Raw genomic sequence first — 18,591 nt, 5'->3', positions numbered from 1 at the left:
GTTACTTCTCCACCTCTTGAGCATCGGAATAAGGGAACAGGTCAAGCGGGACGTGAACAACGCGAGAACCGTTCTTGAAGCCTCGGACGTGCTCGCGGGCACGCGGGTCAACCATGGTGGCCGCGAACAGGACTGAGTGGCCCGGTGGGAGGTGGGACATGACTTCGTCAATCTTCTCTTCATCAAGCACACCTTCGACCACGATGAGGTGCTCGCGACCGCGTTTACCGTCGAAGTGCAAGTCCCCAGGGGTGAGCGTAAAGCGAAGTTGTGCCGCTACGGAGCGTACGAGCAGGTCGCCGGTAGCGTGCTCGGTCAGGGTGGTCAGTGCCACCTCTGGGTCATAGTCGTAGCAAGGTGGCTCAAGGTGAGCGACGGTAAAGCCACCGCCGCCTCGCCAGTTGACAACACCCTTGACCGGCTTAGTCTTGGTCATCTTCTTAAGTTGCTTGATAGCGGGGTTCTTCTTCAGTTCGTCATCGTTCTTGATGGCCTTATTCAACAGGGACGTGAACTTCTGTGCATCCTCCGGAGTCAAGCCTTCCGGCAAACCGTCCTGGGTTGCGTCGGCTCGCTCTTCCTTCTGGATGGTGATTCCACCCTGGTCTTCGTTGTTAATGACTTTTTCAAGGCGGGGACGAGTAAAGCGGTTGAACGTGTCCTCTACAAGCTCGCAGGTGACCCAGCGTCGTCCCATTTTCTGGGCGACCGCTGCGGTTGTTCCTGAACCGGCGAACACGTCCAGAACGATGTCATCGGGGTTGGAAGCGATGTGGATGATGCGTTCGAGGAGGCGTTCGGGCTTAGGGGTGGAGAACGCGGTGGTGTCGGGGAACAACGCTCGGATTTCTTTTGCCGCAGCATCAGTATGCCCGACCTCCTCATGCGGAAATAAATTGATAGGGGTTCGTCCCGGAACTTCCGAAAGGTAGCGTTTGCGACGAAAGCCGCCGTACCCACCTCGCGTAATAAGGAACTGTGGCCAGTCACCCTTCTGGAATACCTCCAGTGCGCGCTCGCTGTCCTGTTCGTTCCAGTCTGGGATAACCAGAGGTTTTACATCGTCTCTCAACTCAAGGCCGGGAGGAACAATCCTGCGTCGGTTCTCCATCTCCTCGTCGGTATTCTCACCCCATTCGTAACGACCCCACCCACGCATGATTTCGAGCAGATTGTTAGGGGCAAAACGCCAGCAGGTTCCACTCGCCGGGTAGATCATCTCACCAGTGATAGGGTGCTGAATACCGAAGGTGGAGGGGTGTTGACGAGACCCGTTTGTCGGGGCACATGGGTTGTCGCTTGTCCACGGTCCGTTCTTGTCCCGGTCTGGGTTTTTGTAAATGGAGTTCATTTCGGCGGTCCGCGGGAGTCGATTTGGGGCGAACGCGTCAGACTTGCGGTAAACGAGGATCACGTCGGTGACGGACGGAATGCCCGTGGAATCGTTGCGTGGCGAGTAGGTCTTTTCCCAAGACACCTCGGTCACAAAATTCCCGCTCCCAAAAACCTCGTCCATAAGCGACCGCATCCGGTGGTTCTCCACGTCATCCAAGTGAACCCAGATCGAACCGTCCTCGCTGAGAAGGTCCCGCAGGTGCAACACTCGGTCACGCATCATGGTCAGCCACACGGAATGCTCGAGGTTGTCCTCGTAGTTGGCGAAGGTCTGAGCTGTGTTAAACGGCGGGTCAATGTAGATGCACTTGACCTTTCCGACATACTTCCCTGACCAATCCGGAATGCGCGTTAGCGCTTCGAGTACATCGCCAGACTCACCCAGAATGAGCAAGTTGTCTGACTGTGGCTCCAAGTCCGCGCGATCGGAGTAGGTTGTGCTCTCCTCTTTCTCTGCCCTCGTCCCGGTCACCGTTTCGTCCACCGTTACGACTCTCGTTTCGCAGTACCTTGGGTCTCGGGGGTCTACCCATGTGTAGCCATAGCGGCCTTGCTCGGTTGGAATGAGTGCCTTGTCTTTGTTCGTCCAGGTCAACTCAAGACGTTGTTGTCTGCCCAACAGGGTCTCCTTAACTCTCTTGCCGTGCGCCTTCGTTGCTTAACACAGTAGCCGGGGGCACGACACTAGCCCGACAAAACGGCCCATGGGGGCGAACTTGCTTTCGAGTCGTTCTCCGGTACGGACGCCGAGTTGCTCAAAGTTCTCGACTTGGAGTCCTAAGCGGTTCGCGCTGCGGTTGCCGAAGCGACCAGTGCAGAAGCTGTACACGAGTAATTCGAATACGTCTACAAGTAGAGGGTGCTGTCACTGAAAGTTCTCTTAACACCGAATTGTTCTCAAGCTCGATAGTAAATCGTTTGGGTTGTCCCCCTTTAGATAACTGATTCTCTCTGCTAATGAAAGAGCAGGGATCAAAGTCTGATCTTTCCCATTGCAGCAGTTTTTCTTCGGGCAGTATGCCAAATCTGAACGCCAGAATGTGCGCACCGCGCTACCTTACTCCCGCGAGTGGGAGGAGATTTACCGTCCGCTCCGCGAGATGATCGAGTCTGAGAACAGTGTCTTCAAGTCCGAGGTCGATATCGGCTGGGGGAGAGCGGACCAAGAGGTACTCGCGTGGCTACGCTGCCTTCGTGTTGTTTGTCGGCGTTGCCGCGGTTGTGACCAACTGGGTGACTGCGCAGAAGTATCTCAAGCGTCGGCGCGATGAAGCGCTGCGTCCGCCGCCGCGTGGCGGGCGCCCGAAGAAGAAGCGGGCTGAGGAAGACAAGTTGCTCGATGTCGCCGCAGCGAATGCTCCGCCGAAGATCGGCCAGGCGGCATAGGAGGCCACGAGACCCCTCAAGGGGCCGTGGTCTACACGCCGTTGTTGGGTGCTTAAAAACGGCTCATTCGGGGGTGAAATCCCGGCCAAAATGGCCCTGAAATAGCGCCAACCCCGAGAATCCGCGTGGAATCTCGGGGTTTCGTCGTGCGAGGCGAGTTTTCCGAATATCTGCTGTTCAGAAGTCCGAAAGTGCTGGTGAGCTTTAAACGTCGAAGTACAGCTCGTACTCCAGCGGCGTCGGGCCGAGGCGGGACGGCGCGATCTCGCGGTCGTGCTTGAGCTTGATGTAGGTCTCGATGAGGTCTTCGGTGAACACGTCGCCTTCGGTGAGGAACTCGTGGTCCTCTTCGAGTGTGGCGAGGGATGCCTCGAGGGAGGTCGGTGCCTGCGGGATGGACTTGGCTTCCTCCGGTGGGAGCTCGTAGAGGTCCTTGTCCACTGGCTCGTGTGGCTCGATGCGGTTCTTCACACCGTCCAGGCCCGCCATCATCATGGCCGCGAAGCCCAGGTACGGGTTGCCGCTCGGGTCCGGGGCGCGGAACTCGATGCGCTTTGCCTTCGGGTTGGAGCCCGTGATCGGGATGCGGATGGCGGCGGAGCGGTTGCGCTGGGAATATACCAGGTTGATGGGAGCCTCAAAGCCAGGGACGAGGCGGTGGTAGGAGTTCAGCGTCGGGTTGGTAAAGGCCAGGACAGCGCCAGCGTGGTGCAGGATGCCGCCGATGTACCAGCGGGCAATGTCGGACAGGCCACCGTAGCCAGACTCGTCGTAGAAGAGCGGCTTGCCGTCCTTCCACAGGGACTGGTGGGCGTGCATACCGGAGCCAGCCTCATTAGCCAGGGGCTTCGGCATGAACGTTGCGGTCTTGCCCCACTGCTGAGCGGTGTTTTTGATGATGTACTTGAAGGTCTGCAGATCATCCGCCGCGTGCAGGAGGGTGTTGAACTTGTAGTTGATTTCCTGCTGGCCGCCGGAACCGACCTCGTGGTGGAAGCGCTCAATCTCAAAACCAGCCTCAGCCAGTTTCAGCGTCATGTCATCGCGCACATCCAGCGTCTTGTCGTACGGCGGGACAGGGAAGTAGCCACCCTTCATGCGGGTCTTGTATCCCAGGTTCGGGGAGCCATCGAGCTCAGCCTCACGGTCGCGGTTCCACCAGCCTTCGATGGAATCAACCTCGTAGAAAGCGCGGTGCGGTTCGGAGGAGTAACGCACGGAGTCGAAGAGGTAGAACTCAGCCTCAGCGCCGAAGAAGCAGGTATCGGCGATGCCGGTGGAATCCAGGTACTCCTCAGCCTTGCGGGCCACATTGCGCGGGTCGCGGGAGAATGCTTCGTGGGTGAACGGGTCGTTCACAAAGAACTTCACGTTCAGGGTCTTCGCCTTGCGGAAAGGATCGATCTGGGCGGTGGCCAGGTCCGGCATGAGGATCATGTCGGATTCCTCAATCGTCGTAAAGCCACGAATCGACGATCCGTCGAACGCCAAACCTTCTTCTACGACGTCCTCATCAAACATGGATGCAGGAATGGAGAAGTGATGCTCGGTTCCCGGCACGTCCGTGAAGCGGACATCTACAAACTCGACCTCCTCATCCTTGATGTACTTCATGGTGTCTTGGATGTTGTCGAAGGCCACGGGTGGATACTCCTTGAATACAGATCGTGTGCTCTTTTTCGATCGTACATTGATTTTTCATTTCCCCGCGCAAACGCTTTCGAGCTTGGCAAAAAAGTGCACTATCGTGAGGTCATGCCGAATAATGCTCGCGATGCTGCCTACCCCTACGCCCCACAGGAGTGGCCGGGCCAAAACCTGGGCCTTCCGGAATCAGGCCCTGGTGCGCAGGCAAGCGTGATGCGCCGTGCCATTGGAGTCCTCATTGATTGGTTTATCTGCTGGGGTCTAGCCGGATTCATTTCCATGTACACCCACGCTTTCGGCGGAACAGCGACGTTGACCTACTTGCTGTGGGTGGTGATGGGCATCATCACCGGCTGGTTGTTTGCTCGCACGCCAGGCATGGCCATTCTGGGCATGGGCATTGCGCGTATCGACGAACCCGGCCACACCGTCGGCCTCTGGCGCGCCGCGCTGCGCACCGTCCTCACTGGCTTCGTCTTCCCAGCAGCAATCGTGGATGAGAATGGTCGCGGGATGCACGACCGTGCCACGGGCACAACCGTGATTATGAGCCGATAATAAGCTGTTCAGCGAGTCAGAAAACCCCAGGGAGCGTGCGCAGCGTTTGACCGCGCGCTATTTACCCTGACGCTGCTGCATGCGGCGCATCCGGCGGTTCATGCCCGCCATGTTTTGCGCCTGGTGGGGCATCGGGCCCTTGGGCAATCCTGCGCGCTGTCCGCCACGGACGTTGTCCATGGCATCCAGCTTGGCGTTGAAGGCGTACACGTCATTCTTCTGGTAGTTCTTCGGCAGCTTGAGCAGGTGGCGCTGCAGCTTCTGTGGGGGCACCTGACCTTCGCCGGAACCGACGTACACCTCATGGATCGGCACACCGGCGAGCAGGCGGTCAACGCGCTTGCGCTCCTTATCCATGAGCGGCTTCAAACGCTTCGGGTCACCTTCGCCCACGAGGATGACGCCTGGGTTACCCACCACGCGGTGGACCGTGTCCATGTTCGTGTTAGCCGCCACCGCTGTTTTAGTCAGCCAGACGATGCCCATGGAGTTACGCATGTTCTCCAGCGTCCAACCGGCAGCACCCGGCGTGTCACCGATCTCCTCATACATAGAGCTTTCAAGGCGGCGGGTGAACAGGAACATGGCCAACAAGAAACCGAAGCCGATGCCGGGAACCAGCATGAACCACTGGCCGTTAAACAACAGACCAATGAGGAAGAACGCGAGGGCCACACCAACAATGGCCAGCAGCATGATCGGGATGAGCATCTTGTCCCGCTTGCGCTGCATGTTAAAGGCCTGCCACACCTGCGAGCGCGTCTGCTTACGCTTGGAGCGCTTAGCGGCGCGCTGTTCCTTCTTTGCGGCTGCCTCAAGGGCGCGTTCGTTTTTGTCCTTAGCCATGCCCACAAGACTACCCACCAGCACTGGGCCTTTCGAACTGGCACTCGCTCAAAGGGAAACCCCGCGCCGTATTTAGACGCGGGGTGAGCGGAGAAGGGAGCCGGGCTTAGAGCGGAGCGACCTCACCGTTGAGGTGCAGCTTCTCCGGCTTGGAGGAGCTACGCAGCTGGATGTCGTAGGATCCATCAGCTTGCTCGGTGGTCCACAGCGCCACGGAGGCCGGTATGACCACGGGCTTTACAAACTCCACGGAGTAGCGCAGTGCCGGCGGTAGCTTGCCTTCCAGCGGTGCCAGCACGGATGCTGCGGAGAGCATGCCGTGCGCGATCACTGCCGGGAAACCGAACAGCTTGGCGCCGATGTTGGAGGTGTGAATCGGGTTGTGGTCGTTGGACGCCTTAACGTACGCGTTGACGTCGCTGCGGGTCCAACGGAAGCGCGCGTTCGGCTTGAACTCCGGCAGCTCAGCGGGTGGCAGAACCTTGCCGGAATCTTCCGCCCGGGTGGTCACAGAAGTGTCCGCGGACTTGGCAAACTTCGCGCCCATGCCCAGGAAGCTCGAGGTCTGCTTCCATACCGGTGCGGATTCGCCTTCGGGGGTGACCTCCGTGATGACGTCCACAAGCAGGCCACGACGGTGCGGACGAACATTCGTCGCGTACGCGCGCACGCTGAACGTCTCATCCACAGTGAGTGGGCGAGTCTGCTCGATGACGTTGGAGATGTGCACCGCACCCACCGCCGGGAACGGGAAGTCCGGGCGGGAGAGCAGCTCCATGGTCAGCGGGAAGCCAAGCACGAAGAAGTAGGTCGGCGGCAACTCATTGCTCAGACGCAGGCCAGTCGCTTGCGCGTAATCAGCAAGATTTTGCTTATCGACGGTCACCCCGTCCACCTCAATCGCCGACGTCGGATCCTGCTTTGCTTCGCGGGTACCACCGAGGCCAGGGACGGCGCTGAGGAAGATCTTCCGGTTGATCGCGGACAGATCCGGGATCTGCTTCAGCTTCTCAAACTGACGCTCTCCGGTAGCCTTGACTGGCTCAGCCTTGGGAGCTTCAGCCTTCGCGGCCTTTGCCTCCTTGGCCTTGCTCTTCACGTCGTCGACAGCGTCTTTGACCTTGTCCTCGGCCTTGTCGGCGAGCTCCTCGATGGCGTCCTTGGCGTCATCGATGGCGTCTTCGACCGTGTCTTCTACCTTGTCGGCGATCTCTTCAGCCTTCTTCTTCAAGTCTTTCGCGGTGTCCTTGGGGGATTTCTCGCTCATAATGCTTACGCCCCCAGGAGGTTCTGGCCACAGACGCGGACGGTGTTGCCGTTGACTGCCACGGAGGACGGTGCGGAGAAGAACGCGACGGTCTCAGCGACGTCAACTGGGCGACCACCCTGGTTGAGGGAGTTCAGGCGGCGGCCAACCTCACGCGGGCCGAACGGCATAGCTGCGGTCATGTCGGTTTCAATGAAGCCCGGTGCAACAGCGTTGATGGAGCCGCCCAGGGCAGCGGCCTTCTCGGCCAGTGCGTCGACGAAACCAACGACACCAGCCTTGGTGGTGGCGTAGTTGGTCTGGCCGCGGTTACCGGCAATGCCAGCCATGGAGGACACACCGATGATGGCTGGGGTGTCAGCAAAAGCATCAGCCTCAAGCAGAGCCTCGGTGATGCGCACCGGTGCAACAAGGTTGATGTTCTGAACCATGTTCCAGCGGCCCTCATCCATGTTGACCAGCAGCTTGTCGCGGGTCACGCCTGCATTGTGGACGATGGTGTCAATCTTGCGGCCGTAGCGGTCCTGGGCGTGTTTGATGATCTCTTCGGCAGCCTTCGGATCCGTCACGTCGAGCGGGAGGGCAGTGCCCTTGACCTTGTTGGCGGTCTCCGCCAGACCTTCGCCTGCCTGCGGGATATCCACGCAGATGACCTTTGCGCCGTCACGTGCCAGGGTTTCGGCGATGGTTGCACCAATACCGCGAGCAGCGCCGGTCACAACAGCGAGACGGCCCTCAAGTGGCTTGTCCCAATTTTGGGGCAACTGAACGTCAGCCGGGGTGATGCGGATGACCTGTGCGTCAACGTAGGCAGACTTGCCAGACAGGAGGAAGCGCAGGGTGGACTCCACCTTGTCAATCTTGGAGCCATCGATGGACGGATCCACGTACACCAGCTGGACAGTGGCGGACTTCCGCATTTCCTTCGCCAGGGAACGAGTGAAGCCTTCGAGGGAGCGGGCGGTGATGCGTGCATCAGCATCGTCGATAAGCTCCGGCGTGGTGCCAATGACCACGATGCGAGCGTTGTCCAGGACCTTCTTCAGCTGCGGGTGGAAGAAGGCGTACAGCTCCTCCAGCTCCTCCGGCTTGGACAGGGAGGTCGCGTCAAACACAATGCCCGCGCGCTTCGTATCAGCTTCAGCCTTCAGGAGCTTGTATGGGCCCTCGAGGAGTGTGGTGAGCTGCTCCACCAGGCGACCATTGCCGCCAACCACGACGGGGCCGTGCAGAAGTGGCTCGCCCTGCTTGTAGCGACGCAGCGGGTAACCCTGCGGGACGCCCAGCTTTGCCGCGGCGGGGGAGTTGATGAACTGTTCGAGGAGGCCTTTAGATGCCACTATTTTCTCCTTATATAGATAGGCATTCTTGTCTGCAGCGCGCACCGCTTTCAAAGCGGTAGCTCTGTGTCGGATACTATTATAAGATCACTAAGGTGACGAACCTTACAAAGGATTAACTTTGTAAAGTACAGTACATACGTCCTCAGATAATCGCGGTGACACATCGGATTATCGCAACCATTCATCGGAAGAGCAGGAAAAACAAGCATGAATGCACCCCGTAAAGTAGCCATCCTCGGTGGTAACCGTATTCCCTTCGCGCGTTCCAACAAGGAATACGCAAACGCTTCCAACCAGGACATGCTCACGTCGGCCCTCAACGGCCTCGTGGCACGTTACGGTCTCCAGGATGAGGAGCTAGGGCTCGTCGTCGGTGGCGCAGTGCTCAAGCACGCCCGTGATTTCAACCTTGTGCGTGAGTCCGTGATTGGTTCGGAGCTTTCTTCCACCACCCCGGCATTTGATCTGCAGCACGCCTGCGGTACCTCCCTGACCTCCGCTATTCAGGTGGCTGATGCGATTGCCCTCGGCCGCATCGAGTCCGGTATTGCGTGTGGTGCGGACACCACTTCGGATGCTCCGCTGGCTGTCAACGACCGTCTGCGTAAGACCCTGATCCGTCTGTCCAACGCAAAGTCCACCAAGGATCAGCTCAAGCTCGTCGGCTCCATCCGCCCGAACCAGCTTGCTCCGGAGCAGCCGCAAAACGGTGAGCCGCGCACCGGCCTGTCCATGGGTGAGCACGCAGCGATCACCGCGCGCGAGATGGAGATCACCCGTGAAGCGCAGGACGAACTCGCAGCGGCCTCCCACCAAAACCTGGCTAAGGCGTACGAGGAGGGCTTTTTTGATGATCTGATCACGCCGTACCTTGGCGTCAACCGCGACACCAACCTCCGCCCGGATTCCACGGTGGAGAAGCTTGCTGGCCTCAAGCCGGTGTTTGGCAAAAAGGATGCAGAACAGCACGGTGGCACCGCCACCATGACGGCTGGTAACTCCACCCCGTTGACTGACGGCGCAGCATCCGTGCTGCTCGCTTCCGAGGAGTGGGCGAAGGAGCACAACCTGCCGGTCAAGGCATACCTAGTTGATTCTGAACTGGCTGCAGTTGACTTCGTGTCCGGCAAGGACGGCCTGCTCATGGCTCCGACCTACGCTGTCCCGCGTCTGCTGGAGCGCAACGGTCTGACCCTCCAGGACTTTGACTTCTACGAGATCCACGAGGCATTCGCTTCCCAGGTGCTGGCCACCCTCAAGGCATGGGAAGACGAGACCTACTGCCGCGAGCGCCTCGGCCTGGATAAGCCGCTCGGTGCCATCGACCGCTCCAAGCTCAACGTCAAGGGTTCTTCCCTCGCAGCTGGCCACCCATTCGCAGCAACCGGTGCACGCATCCTTGCTTCCGCAGCGAAGATGCTGGAGGAAAACGGTGGCGGCCGCGCCCTCGTATCCGTCTGTGCTGCAGGTGGCCAGGGCGTCGTAGCAATCCTCGAGCGCTAAGCACCTCGAAATAACTTCATCCCCGTCAATCTCTTCGTCAGTAAAGGAATGAGAACCTATGACCTCTCCTGAAGAAAAAGGTGGCCGTAAGGCCAAGCCGGAGTCCCGCTCACCGCAGACTCTTCCGGAAACTCCAGACACCGCTGTTGCGGGCAAGCTGAAGTCGCTTCTCGACGGCGCGTGGGAGACCGAGAAGGACAACATCCGCGAGCAGCTCAACCGCGAAGAAGCTCTGCCGATGATCGAGGGCTCCATCGAGGAGATCCGCGCAGCGCTGCTGGAGAAGGTCAAGATGGTGGCCACCTCCGGCATGATGCAGACTGCCTTCTCCAAGGCCAACGGTGGCTCTGGTGAGGCCCACGTGGGTATCTTGGGCCTGGACCTGCTGGGCCAGTTCAATGGCTCCCTGGCTATTAAGTCTGGTGTGCAGTTCGGCCTGTGGGGTGGCGCTGTTGACGTGCTGGGCACCGAGCGTCACCGCGAATACGCGCAGGGCGCGATGGACCTGTCCAAGCTTGGCTCGTACGGCATGACCGAGCGCGGCCACGGCTCCAACGTTCAGGATTTGGAGACCACGGCTACCTATGACCCGGAGACCAAGGAGTTTGTCATCAACACTCCGACTCCATCCGCCACCAAGGTCTACATTGGCAACACCGCGCGTGATGGCCGTTGGTCCGCTGTCTTTGCTCAGCTGTACACCCCGGGCGAGGAAGAGTCCCACGGCGTGCACTGCTTCGTGGTGCGCATCCGCGAGGATGATGGTTCCCCGGTTGAAGGCGTTGTTATCGGCGACCACGGCCACAAGGGCGGCCTCCTCGGCGTCGATAACGGCACCTTGACCTTCGACAACGTCCGCATCCCGCGTGAGGCGCTGCTCAACCAATTCGGTGACGTCGACGAGGAAGGCAACTACACCTCCCCGATCGAGTCCAAGAACCGCCGCTTCTTCACCATGCTGGGCACCCTGATTCGTGGACGTATCGCCGTGGGTGCTGCTGGCGCAGGTGCCACTAAGTCCTCCCTGGCTATCGCAGTGAAGTACGCACACCAGCGTCGCCAGTTCGACTACGGCGACACTGGTACTGAGGACAAGCTGATTGATTACCGCGCGCACCGTCGCCGCCTGATCATTCCGCTGGCTCGCACCTACGCCATCCAGATCCTGCAGAATCAGCTGACCCAGCGTTATGCGGATCAGACTTCCCGCCAGGCAACGGGTGAGTGGTCTGTGACCAACCCGACCAAGCAGCAAGAGCTCGCCTCCCGCGAGATGGAAACCTTGGCTGCAGCCTTCAAGGCAATGGCAACCGAGCACGCAGCCGACACCATCCAGGAGTGCCGTGAGGCATGTGGTGGTGCCGGCTTCATGTCGGAGAACCTCCTGACCACCTTCCGCGCAGACACAGACGTGTACAACACGTTCGAGGGCGACAACACCGTTCTGCTGCAGCTGGCCGGCAAGAACCTGCTCACCGCGTACACCAGTGAGCTGGCTAACCCATCCGCCATGGACATTGTGAAGTTCGCTGCCACCAACGTCAGTGACATCGTCCGCAGCCGCGCTGGCCTGGGCTCGACTGTTCAGACCGTGGTGGACACCTTCTCCGGCGAGGAAGCATCGCTCTTCGACGCTGACTACCAGCTCAAAGTTGTCCAGCTCCGCGAGCAGCTGGTCATGCGCTCCCTGATCCGCCGTATCCAGGGCGCACGCAAGCTGTCCCGTGAAGAAGGCGCAAAGGTCATTGATAAGGCACAGGACCACATGCTCAACGCCGCATGGGCCTACATTGAGAACCTCATGGTTCAGGCAATGATCGAGGCTGAGCGCTCCCTGCCGGTCGGCTCTCCTGAGCGCGCAGTGTTTGAGCAGGTGCGTCACCTGTTCGTGTTTGACACCATCATCCGCAACGCTGGCTGGTACCAGGAGCAGAACGTTATCTCCTCCGGCCGCGTCAAGGCTGCTCGCGCCGCGATCAATGACCTGGTCGACTCCCTCGGCCCATGGTCTGAGGTCCTCGTGGACGCCTTTGATATCCCGTCTGTGGTTTTGGACCGTCCGCTGTTCAAGGATGGCGGCACGGACATCAGCCGCGACAACCCGGATGCCTGGAAGATCGGCTCCAACATCCCGGTGTCTAAGAAGTAAGGCTTACCGCTAGCCTCTACTAACGCAGCAGCCCCCACCCGAGAAACTGAACTGCTCTTGGGTGGGGGCCGTTCTGTGTAAAACCCGCTTTTCAGATCCAGCTTTTGACCCGTTTTGGGCCGATAAGCTGGTTCTTAAAAGCTGGATTTGGCGCTGAAGGAGGCTCGCTAGACCCTACTTAGCGCCGATGCCCGGCAAGCCAAGCCCGACTGCCGGGCGACCAGCGGACACGACGGGGGTGTCCTGGGACGGGCCGTACTTGTTCAGCAGGGTCTCTGCTTCCTGGTCGGTGGCGCCCTGGGAGGTCTCCGCGAGGTGCTTGAGGTTCTCCGGCAGTTCGCGGCCGTGGAATTTCATGGCTTCGACGTAGAGCTTGCCGGCGCGGTAGGAGGAACGGACGAGCGGGCCGGACATGACGGCAGCGAAGCCCATGTCATAAGCAGCGTCGCGGTACTCGATGAACTCCTCCGGCTTCACCCAGCGTTCAATCGGGTGGAACTGCGGGCCGGGGCGCAGGTACTGGGTGATGGTGATGATGTCAGTGCCGGCATCCTGCATGTCCTCCAGTGCCTGCAAGACCTCCTCACGGGTTTCACCCATGCCGAGGATGAGGTTGGATTTGGTGATCAGACCGTAGTCACGCGCTGCACGAATGACCTCCAGTGAACGGTCGTAGCGGAAGGCAGGGCGGATGCGTTTGAAGATGCGCGGGACTGTCTCCAGATTGTGGGCGAACACCTCCGGCTCGGCTTCGAAGACCTGAGCCAGCAGATCGGGCTTGCCGGAGAAGTCCGGGGTGAGGTTTTCCACGCCGGTGTGCGGGTTGAGCTCGTGGATCTTGCGTACAACCTCGGCGTACAACCAGGCGCCTTCATCTTCCAGGTCATCGCGGGTCACGCCGGTGATGGTGGAGTAGTTCAGCTGCATCTCGCGCACGGATTCCGCGACGCGCTGCGGTTCTTCCACGTCCAGCGGCTCCGGCTTCGCGGAGTTGATCTGGCAGAAGTCACAGCGGCGGGAGCAGTTGGCTCCACCGATAAGGAAGGTGGCCTCGCGGGATTCCCAACACTCATGGATGTTGGGGCAGCCAGCTTCTTGGCACACGGTGTGCAGCGAAGCGCCCTTAACCTTGCGGCGCATGTCCTCGTATTCGGGGCCGGTTTTCACCGCGTTGCGGATCCAGCGTGGCTTGGATTCGATCGGGGTTTGCGCGTTGCGCTTTTCTACTCGGCGTAGCTTGCGTCCTTCATTTGCTGCAGTCACGCGGTCCACCTTATCCCTTGGCGTTGCCAGAAGCGATTGCGTGGTCCGCTACCTGCAGCTCGCCGCTAAAAGCGCTGGCCAGCTTATCGACGACATTCGGCGCCACATCCCCCGGCGTCACTTCCCGCCCCGTTTCGAGGCTAAGCGTGGTCACGTCCGCGTCGTTAATGCCACAGGCCACGATGTGCCCGAAGTAGTCCAGAGTGTTATTGCAGTTGATGGACAAACCGTGCATGGTCACACCGCGTGTGATGCGGATGCCAATCTGGGCCACTTTGCGGTCGCGGCGGTATTCGTCGGCGGGGACCCAGACGCCGGAGCGGCCGTCGACACGCCCGGCCTTTTCCACACCAAACTCGCGGATGGTGGCGAGCATGGCTTCTTCGATGCGACGCACGAAGTCCACAACGTCGACGGGGTCGGAGAGTTTGATGATGGGGTAGACCACCAGCTGGCCTTCACCATGCCAGGTGATGCGGCCACCACGGTCGACCTCAACGACGGGCAGCCCATTGTCCGGCATATCCTCCGGCTGTGTGCGCTTCCCGGCGGTGTACGTGCTGGGGTGTTGGAGCACGAGGAGAGTGTCACCGATGGTGTCATCGGCGCGCTGCGCGGCGAGTTCGGCCTGGAGGTGCCACGTCTCCTCATAATCAACAAGCCCCAGTTCCCGCACATCAAGTGGGGAATCTGAGGCTCGGATTGACCTATCGGCCGGGAAGAATGGTTCGCGGGGAGCTGTCATGCACTACATGGTAGCCCCCGCGGAGGCTTAGACGCCGTTGGCGGCAGCGTACTCATCAGCAGTCATGAGCGGACCAGCGGACTCGACCTCAACCTCGAACAGCCAGCCTTCACCGAACGGATCGTCGTTGATCGTCTCGTAGTTGTCCTCGATCTCCTCGTTGACAGCGGTGACGGTGCCGGTGACAGGGGAGTACAGGTCGGAGACAGACTTGGTGGACTCGACCTCACCACACGTCTCACCAGCTTCCACGGTGTCGCCGACAGCCGGCAGCTCAGCAAAAACGATCTCACCGAGACGCTCCGTAGCAACAGAGGTGATGCCGATGCGCACGGTGTTGCCTACCACTGCATCAGCAGCGGCGTTGATCCATTCGTGGTCCTCGGAGTAGGAAAATTCCTGGGGCAGATCAGACATGGTTACTTGTCCTTTCGGGAGTAGAAGGGGGTCTCGCTGATGGTGTAGGCATACCGCTTACCCCGGATGTCCACATCCACCTTAGTTCCCACAGTGGCATGGTTGGGCGCAATGTGCGCCAAAGCTACCGGGTGGCCCAAAGTGGGGGAGGGCTGACCAGAGGTGACGGTGCCAATCTGCTCGTCCGTACCGGCGAGGAAGATTGCCGCGCCTTCACGGGCTGCACGGCGTTCCTCCGAGGTTAGGCCAGCAATGACCACGGACGGCTCGCGGCCAGTCAGAGCGGCCTTGCCCACGAAATCAGCTTCCTTCTTGGCAAAGGCACGGCTCATGCCGGCTTCCACTGGAGTGATGGCCAGGGAGAGCTCATGGCCGTAAAGCGGCATGGAAGCTTCCAGGCGCAGGGAGTCACGCGCTGCCAAGCCACACGGAGTGCCGTGCTCGATGACAGAATCCCACACGGCCTGAGCGTCCTCGTTCTGGCAGAACAGCTCGAAGCCGTCCTCACCCGTGTAGCCGGTGCGGGCAACGAAGACCTCAACGGTCTGACCGTTAGTTGCGTTCAGGTTCATCCAGGCGCCGGAGTAGTAGGCGAGGTCGGCCGGGGAGCCGTCGAGAAGCGGTTCGAGCACCTCGAGTGAGCGCGGACCTTGCACTGCGACGAGCCCGATAGCCTGAGAATCATTGCGGATCTCCACATCGAAGCTGCCTACGCGCTCCTGGAACGCAGCCCACACCACATCCGAGTTCCCCGCGTTGGGAACGACGAGGTAGTGGTCATCAGTGAACTTGTAGGTGATCAAATCATCCAGGATGCCACCATCCTCGTTGACGATCATGGAGTACTTCGCCTTGCCAACCTGCAGGTTGGACATGGAAGAAATCAGTGCGTAATCCAGGAACGCGCCTGCTTCAGGGCCCTTCACATCAATCTCGCCCATGTGGGACAGGTCGAAGATACCCACGCCCTCGCGCACAGCGCGGTGTTCTTCGAGCTCCTTGCCGTACTTCAGCGGCATAGTCCAGCCACCAAAGTCAGTGAAGTGTGCCCCCAACTTCTCATGGGTGGCAAACAAAGGTGATTGCGGCATATCAGTTACTCCTTGTCTTAATCCGTGTTCAACAGCGGTGGTTAGGCTTCGGGCTGCTCAATGTCGAAGGCTTCCGGCGGCGGGCAGGCGCACACGAGGTTGCGGTCACCATAAGCCTCGTCGATACGACGCACTGGCGGGAAGTACTTGTTGGTCAGCAGGGTGTCCACTGGGTAGGCGGCCTTTTGGCGGCTGAACTGGTAGTCCCAGTCACCCGCGATGAGGCTGCGGGCGGTGAATGGTGCGTGGTGGACCACGGAGTTCTCGTAGGCAACCTTGCCGTCGATGATCTCCTGGATCTCCGCGCGAATAGAACGCATTGCGGTGATGAAGCGGTTGAGCTCCTCCAGATCCTCGGACTCAGTTGGCTCAATCATGAGAGTGCCGGCCACCGGGAATGCCAGTGTGGGGGCGTGGAAGCCGTAATCCACCAGACGCTTAGCCACATCAGCGGCAGTTACGCCAGACTGCTCGGTGATCTCGCGCAGGTCAATGATGCACTCGTGGCCCACCAGGCCAGCGTTGCCTGTGTAGAGGACCGGGAAGGAATCATTGAGCTCATGTGCTACGTAGTTGGCGTTGAGGATGGCGTTGCGGGTTGCAGACGCCAGGCCGTCAGCGCCGGACATGGCGATGTACGCCCAAGAAATCGGGAGTACACCAGCCGAACCGTAGGTGGTTGCTGCGATCGGCACACCAGCACCCTGCGGGGCCTCATCGCCAGCATTGCTGCCATCCACTGCCTGCGGATCAGACGGCAGGAACGGTGCCAGGTGGGCGCCCACACCAATCGGGCCAACGCCCGGGCCACCACCACCGTGCGGGATGGTAAAGGTCTTGTGCAGGTTCAGGTGGCTGCAGTCACCACCGAAATCACCCGGACGGGCCAGACCAGTCAGTGCGTTCATGTTGGCGCCGTCGATGTAGACCTGGCCACCAACAGCGTGGACCTTGTCAGCCACCTCTTTCACCGTGTCCTCGTACACACCGTGGGTGGACGGGTAGGTGATCATGATGGCAGCAACGTGGTCGCCGTACTGCTCCAGCTTCTTGTCCAGGTCCTCCATGTCAATGGAGCCATCCGGTGCGGTTGCCACAACCACGACGCGCAGGTTTGCCAGCGTTGCGGACGCCGCGTTCGTGCCGTGCGCGGATGCCGGGATGAGGCAGATATCGCGCTCGGTGTCGCCGTTTGCCACGTGGTAGCGACGCATAGCCAGCAGGCCGGCGAGCTCGCCCGTTGCGCCGGAGTTTGGCTGGACAGACACTGCGTCGTAGCCAGTGATCTCCACGAGCCAGCCCGTCAGCTCATCGATGAGCTCGCGCCAGCCTTCCGTGTACTTGTCCGGCGTGAACGGGTGGACATTGGCAAAGCCCGGCCAGGTGATGGCCTCCAGGCCTGCAGTCGGGTTGAGCTTCATCGTGCAGGAGCCCAGCGGAATCATCGTGCGATCCAGCGCCAGATCCTTGTCACCGAGCGAGCGAATGTAGCGCATCATCATCGTCTCGGAGTGGTGGGTGTTGAACACCTCGTGTGTGAGCAGATCCGTGGTGCGCTCCAGCTCCTGCGGCAGGTGCGAGCTTGCATCAGTAGCCGGCGCATCCTTGATGCCAAAGCCAGCGAGCAGTGCCACCAGATCAGCCTCATCAGTGTCTTCGCCAAAGCTCACGCCGACGGTGTCCGCATCAATCGCGCGCACCAGGTAGCCGCTTTCCGCCAGGTCATCCACAATCTGCTGCGCACGGCCAGGCACAGAGACAGCTACCGTGTCAAAGAACTTCTCGTGCTTCACGTCAAGGCCGCCGGCGCTTATCGAGCGCGCGAAGCGCCCCGCCCACTCATGCACCGCCTGCGCGATCTTCTTGAGGCCTTCCGGGCCGTGGTACACGGCGTACATGGAGGCAGTGACCGCGAGCAGCGCCTGGGCGGTACAAATATTGGAGGTCGCCTTCTCACGGCGAATGTGCTGCTCACGAGTCTGCAGGGACAAGCGGTAGGCAGGGTAACCCTCCGCGTCGACGGACACACCGACCAGGCGGCCAGGCATCTGGCGCTTCAGCTTGTCCGTCACAGCCATGTATGCGGCGTGCGGGCCACCGTAGAACAGTGGCACACCGAAGCGTTGGGTGGTGCCCACAGCAATGTCTGCGCCCATCGTGCCCGGGGCTTCCAAGAGCAGCAGCGCCAACGGATCCGCCACAACGGTGGCCAGACCACCGCGGGAATGGATGGCCTCGATCACCGGGCGTGGATCAGCAATGTCGCCCTCCGTGCCCGGATATGCGATCACAACACCAACAAAGTCCTCTCCCACGAGGTTGGAATCCAGTGCGGTGACCTCAACCTCAAGGTCGAGTGCGCGAGCACGCTCCGCAGCAACATTGATCACCTGCGGGTGCAGGCGAGAATCCAGCAAGACACGGCGGCCCTTTTTCACCGCACGTGCCATGAGACCAATGGCTTCAGCCACCGCGGAAGCCTCATCCAGCAGCGACGCATTCGCCATCGGCAGACCAGTCAGGTCCTGCACCATCGTCTGGAAGTTCAGCAGTGCCTCAAGGCGGCCCTGTGAAATCTCCGGCTGGTACGGCGTATAGGCCGTGTACCAGCCAGCATCTTCCACCACGCCACGGCGAATCACCGGCGGAGTCACAGTGGAGGAGTAGCCCTGGCCATAGAAGGCGCGCAGCACCGTGTTCTTAGCAGCCAGCTCACGCAGGCGGTTCTGCGCTTCCTTCTCCGTCAATGCGGGCGGAAGGTTCAACGGCTGTTTGGCAAGAATTCCTGCCGGCATCGCTGCGTCGACAAGCTCCTGAATCGAGCCGTACCCCACGATGTCGAGCATCTTTGCGCGTTCGCTATCCGTCGGACCGATATGGCGAGAGATGTAATCCACGCTGACTGCACTCCTTGCATGTAGTTAGTTGCGATCACTGAACAAGTGTAGAGACTCTCTCATGTGAGCGTGCAGAGAACCTCA

14 protein-coding genes are annotated in these 18,591 nt (G+C 60.2%); 4 read left to right on the top strand and 10 right to left on the bottom strand.

What is annotated here, in order from left to right:
• Nucleotide 1 precedes the first annotated feature (1 nt).
• Nucleotides 2-2,014: a site-specific DNA-methyltransferase gene (locus QP994_RS00745; RefSeq protein WP_284865018.1), complete on the bottom strand. Its 2,013-nt coding sequence runs from the start codon at nucleotides 2,012-2,014 to the stop codon at nucleotides 2-4.
• A 500-nt stretch (nucleotides 2,015-2,514) separates the two neighbouring features.
• Between QP994_RS00745 and QP994_RS00740 the strand changes: the two genes are divergently transcribed.
• A complete protein-coding gene (locus QP994_RS00740; RefSeq protein ID WP_284865017.1) occupies nucleotides 2,515-2,781 on the top strand; it encodes a hypothetical protein in 267 nt (88 codons plus the stop codon).
• Nucleotides 2,782-2,985: 204 nt separating this feature from the next.
• Here the strand turns inward: QP994_RS00740 and glnA are convergent, their stop codons facing one another.
• Nucleotides 2,986-4,395, bottom strand: coding sequence for a type I glutamate--ammonia ligase (glnA, locus tag QP994_RS00735; RefSeq protein ID WP_502869990.1), 1,410 nt, complete (start codon nucleotides 4,393-4,395; stop codon nucleotides 2,986-2,988).
• Nucleotides 4,396-4,536: 141 nt separating this feature from the next.
• Between glnA and QP994_RS00730 the strand changes: the two genes are divergently transcribed.
• A complete protein-coding gene (locus tag QP994_RS00730) occupies nucleotides 4,537-4,986 on the top strand; it encodes an RDD family protein (protein ID WP_284865015.1) in 450 nt (149 codons plus the stop codon).
• A gap of 57 nt (nucleotides 4,987-5,043) precedes the next feature.
• On the opposite strand, the gene QP994_RS00725 is transcribed toward QP994_RS00730, so the two are convergent.
• The 3 genes from QP994_RS00725 to QP994_RS00715 all read right to left on the bottom strand — a co-directional run bounded on the left by QP994_RS00725 (nucleotide 5,044) and on the right by QP994_RS00715 (nucleotide 8,439).
• A complete protein-coding gene (locus tag QP994_RS00725; protein WP_284854472.1) occupies nucleotides 5,044-5,832 on the bottom strand; it encodes a DUF4191 domain-containing protein in 789 nt (262 codons plus the stop codon).
• Between the two features lie 106 nt (nucleotides 5,833-5,938).
• Nucleotides 5,939-7,099 carry a MaoC/PaaZ C-terminal domain-containing protein gene (locus QP994_RS00720; protein ID WP_284865014.1) on the bottom strand — a complete coding sequence of 387 codons (1,161 nt, stop codon included), beginning with the start codon at nucleotides 7,097-7,099 and terminating at the stop codon, nucleotides 5,939-5,941.
• Nucleotides 7,100-7,104: 5 nt separating this feature from the next.
• Nucleotides 7,105-8,439 (bottom strand): 3-oxoacyl-ACP reductase, encoded by a 1,335-nt coding sequence (locus QP994_RS00715; protein WP_284865013.1) that lies wholly within the window; start codon nucleotides 8,437-8,439, stop codon nucleotides 7,105-7,107.
• A gap of 210 nt (nucleotides 8,440-8,649) precedes the next feature.
• Between QP994_RS00715 and QP994_RS00710 the strand changes: the two genes are divergently transcribed.
• On the top strand, nucleotides 8,650-9,945 hold the full coding sequence (locus tag QP994_RS00710) for an acetyl-CoA C-acetyltransferase (protein WP_284865012.1): 1,296 nt from the start codon (nucleotides 8,650-8,652) through the stop codon (nucleotides 9,943-9,945).
• Between the two features lie 58 nt (nucleotides 9,946-10,003).
• Nucleotides 10,004-12,094: an acyl-CoA dehydrogenase family protein gene (locus QP994_RS00705; protein WP_284865011.1), complete on the top strand. Its 2,091-nt coding sequence runs from the start codon at nucleotides 10,004-10,006 to the stop codon at nucleotides 12,092-12,094.
• Between the two features lie 174 nt (nucleotides 12,095-12,268).
• Here the strand turns inward: QP994_RS00705 and lipA are convergent, their stop codons facing one another.
• From lipA to gcvP, 5 genes are read right to left on the bottom strand one after another with little or no spacing between them, the layout of a single operon-like run.
• Nucleotides 12,269-13,357 carry a lipoyl synthase gene (lipA, locus tag QP994_RS00700; RefSeq protein ID WP_284865010.1) on the bottom strand — a complete coding sequence of 363 codons (1,089 nt, stop codon included), beginning with the start codon at nucleotides 13,355-13,357 and terminating at the stop codon, nucleotides 12,269-12,271.
• A gap of 10 nt (nucleotides 13,358-13,367) precedes the next feature.
• Nucleotides 13,368-14,102, bottom strand: coding sequence for a lipoyl(octanoyl) transferase LipB (lipB, locus tag QP994_RS00695; RefSeq protein ID WP_284865009.1), 735 nt, complete (start codon nucleotides 14,100-14,102; stop codon nucleotides 13,368-13,370).
• A 27-nt stretch (nucleotides 14,103-14,129) separates the two neighbouring features.
• Nucleotides 14,130-14,519, bottom strand: a complete 390-nt coding sequence (gcvH, locus tag QP994_RS00690) for a glycine cleavage system protein GcvH (RefSeq protein ID WP_284865008.1) — start codon at nucleotides 14,517-14,519, stop codon at nucleotides 14,130-14,132.
• A gap of 2 nt (nucleotides 14,520-14,521) precedes the next feature.
• Entirely contained in the window at nucleotides 14,522-15,610 is a 1,089-nt protein-coding gene (gcvT, locus tag QP994_RS00685; protein WP_284865007.1) for a glycine cleavage system aminomethyltransferase GcvT, read from the bottom strand.
• A gap of 41 nt (nucleotides 15,611-15,651) precedes the next feature.
• Entirely contained in the window at nucleotides 15,652-18,507 is a 2,856-nt protein-coding gene (gcvP, locus tag QP994_RS00680; protein ID WP_284865006.1) for an aminomethyl-transferring glycine dehydrogenase, read from the bottom strand.
• Between the last annotated feature and the right edge of the window lie 84 nt (nucleotides 18,508-18,591).

Origin of the sequence: Corynebacterium sp. MSK044 (genome assembly GCF_030232825.1) — a bacterium.
GTDB lineage: Bacteria > Actinomycetota > Actinomycetes > Mycobacteriales > Mycobacteriaceae > Corynebacterium.
This window is presented reverse-complemented; position numbering and strand designations above follow the sequence as displayed.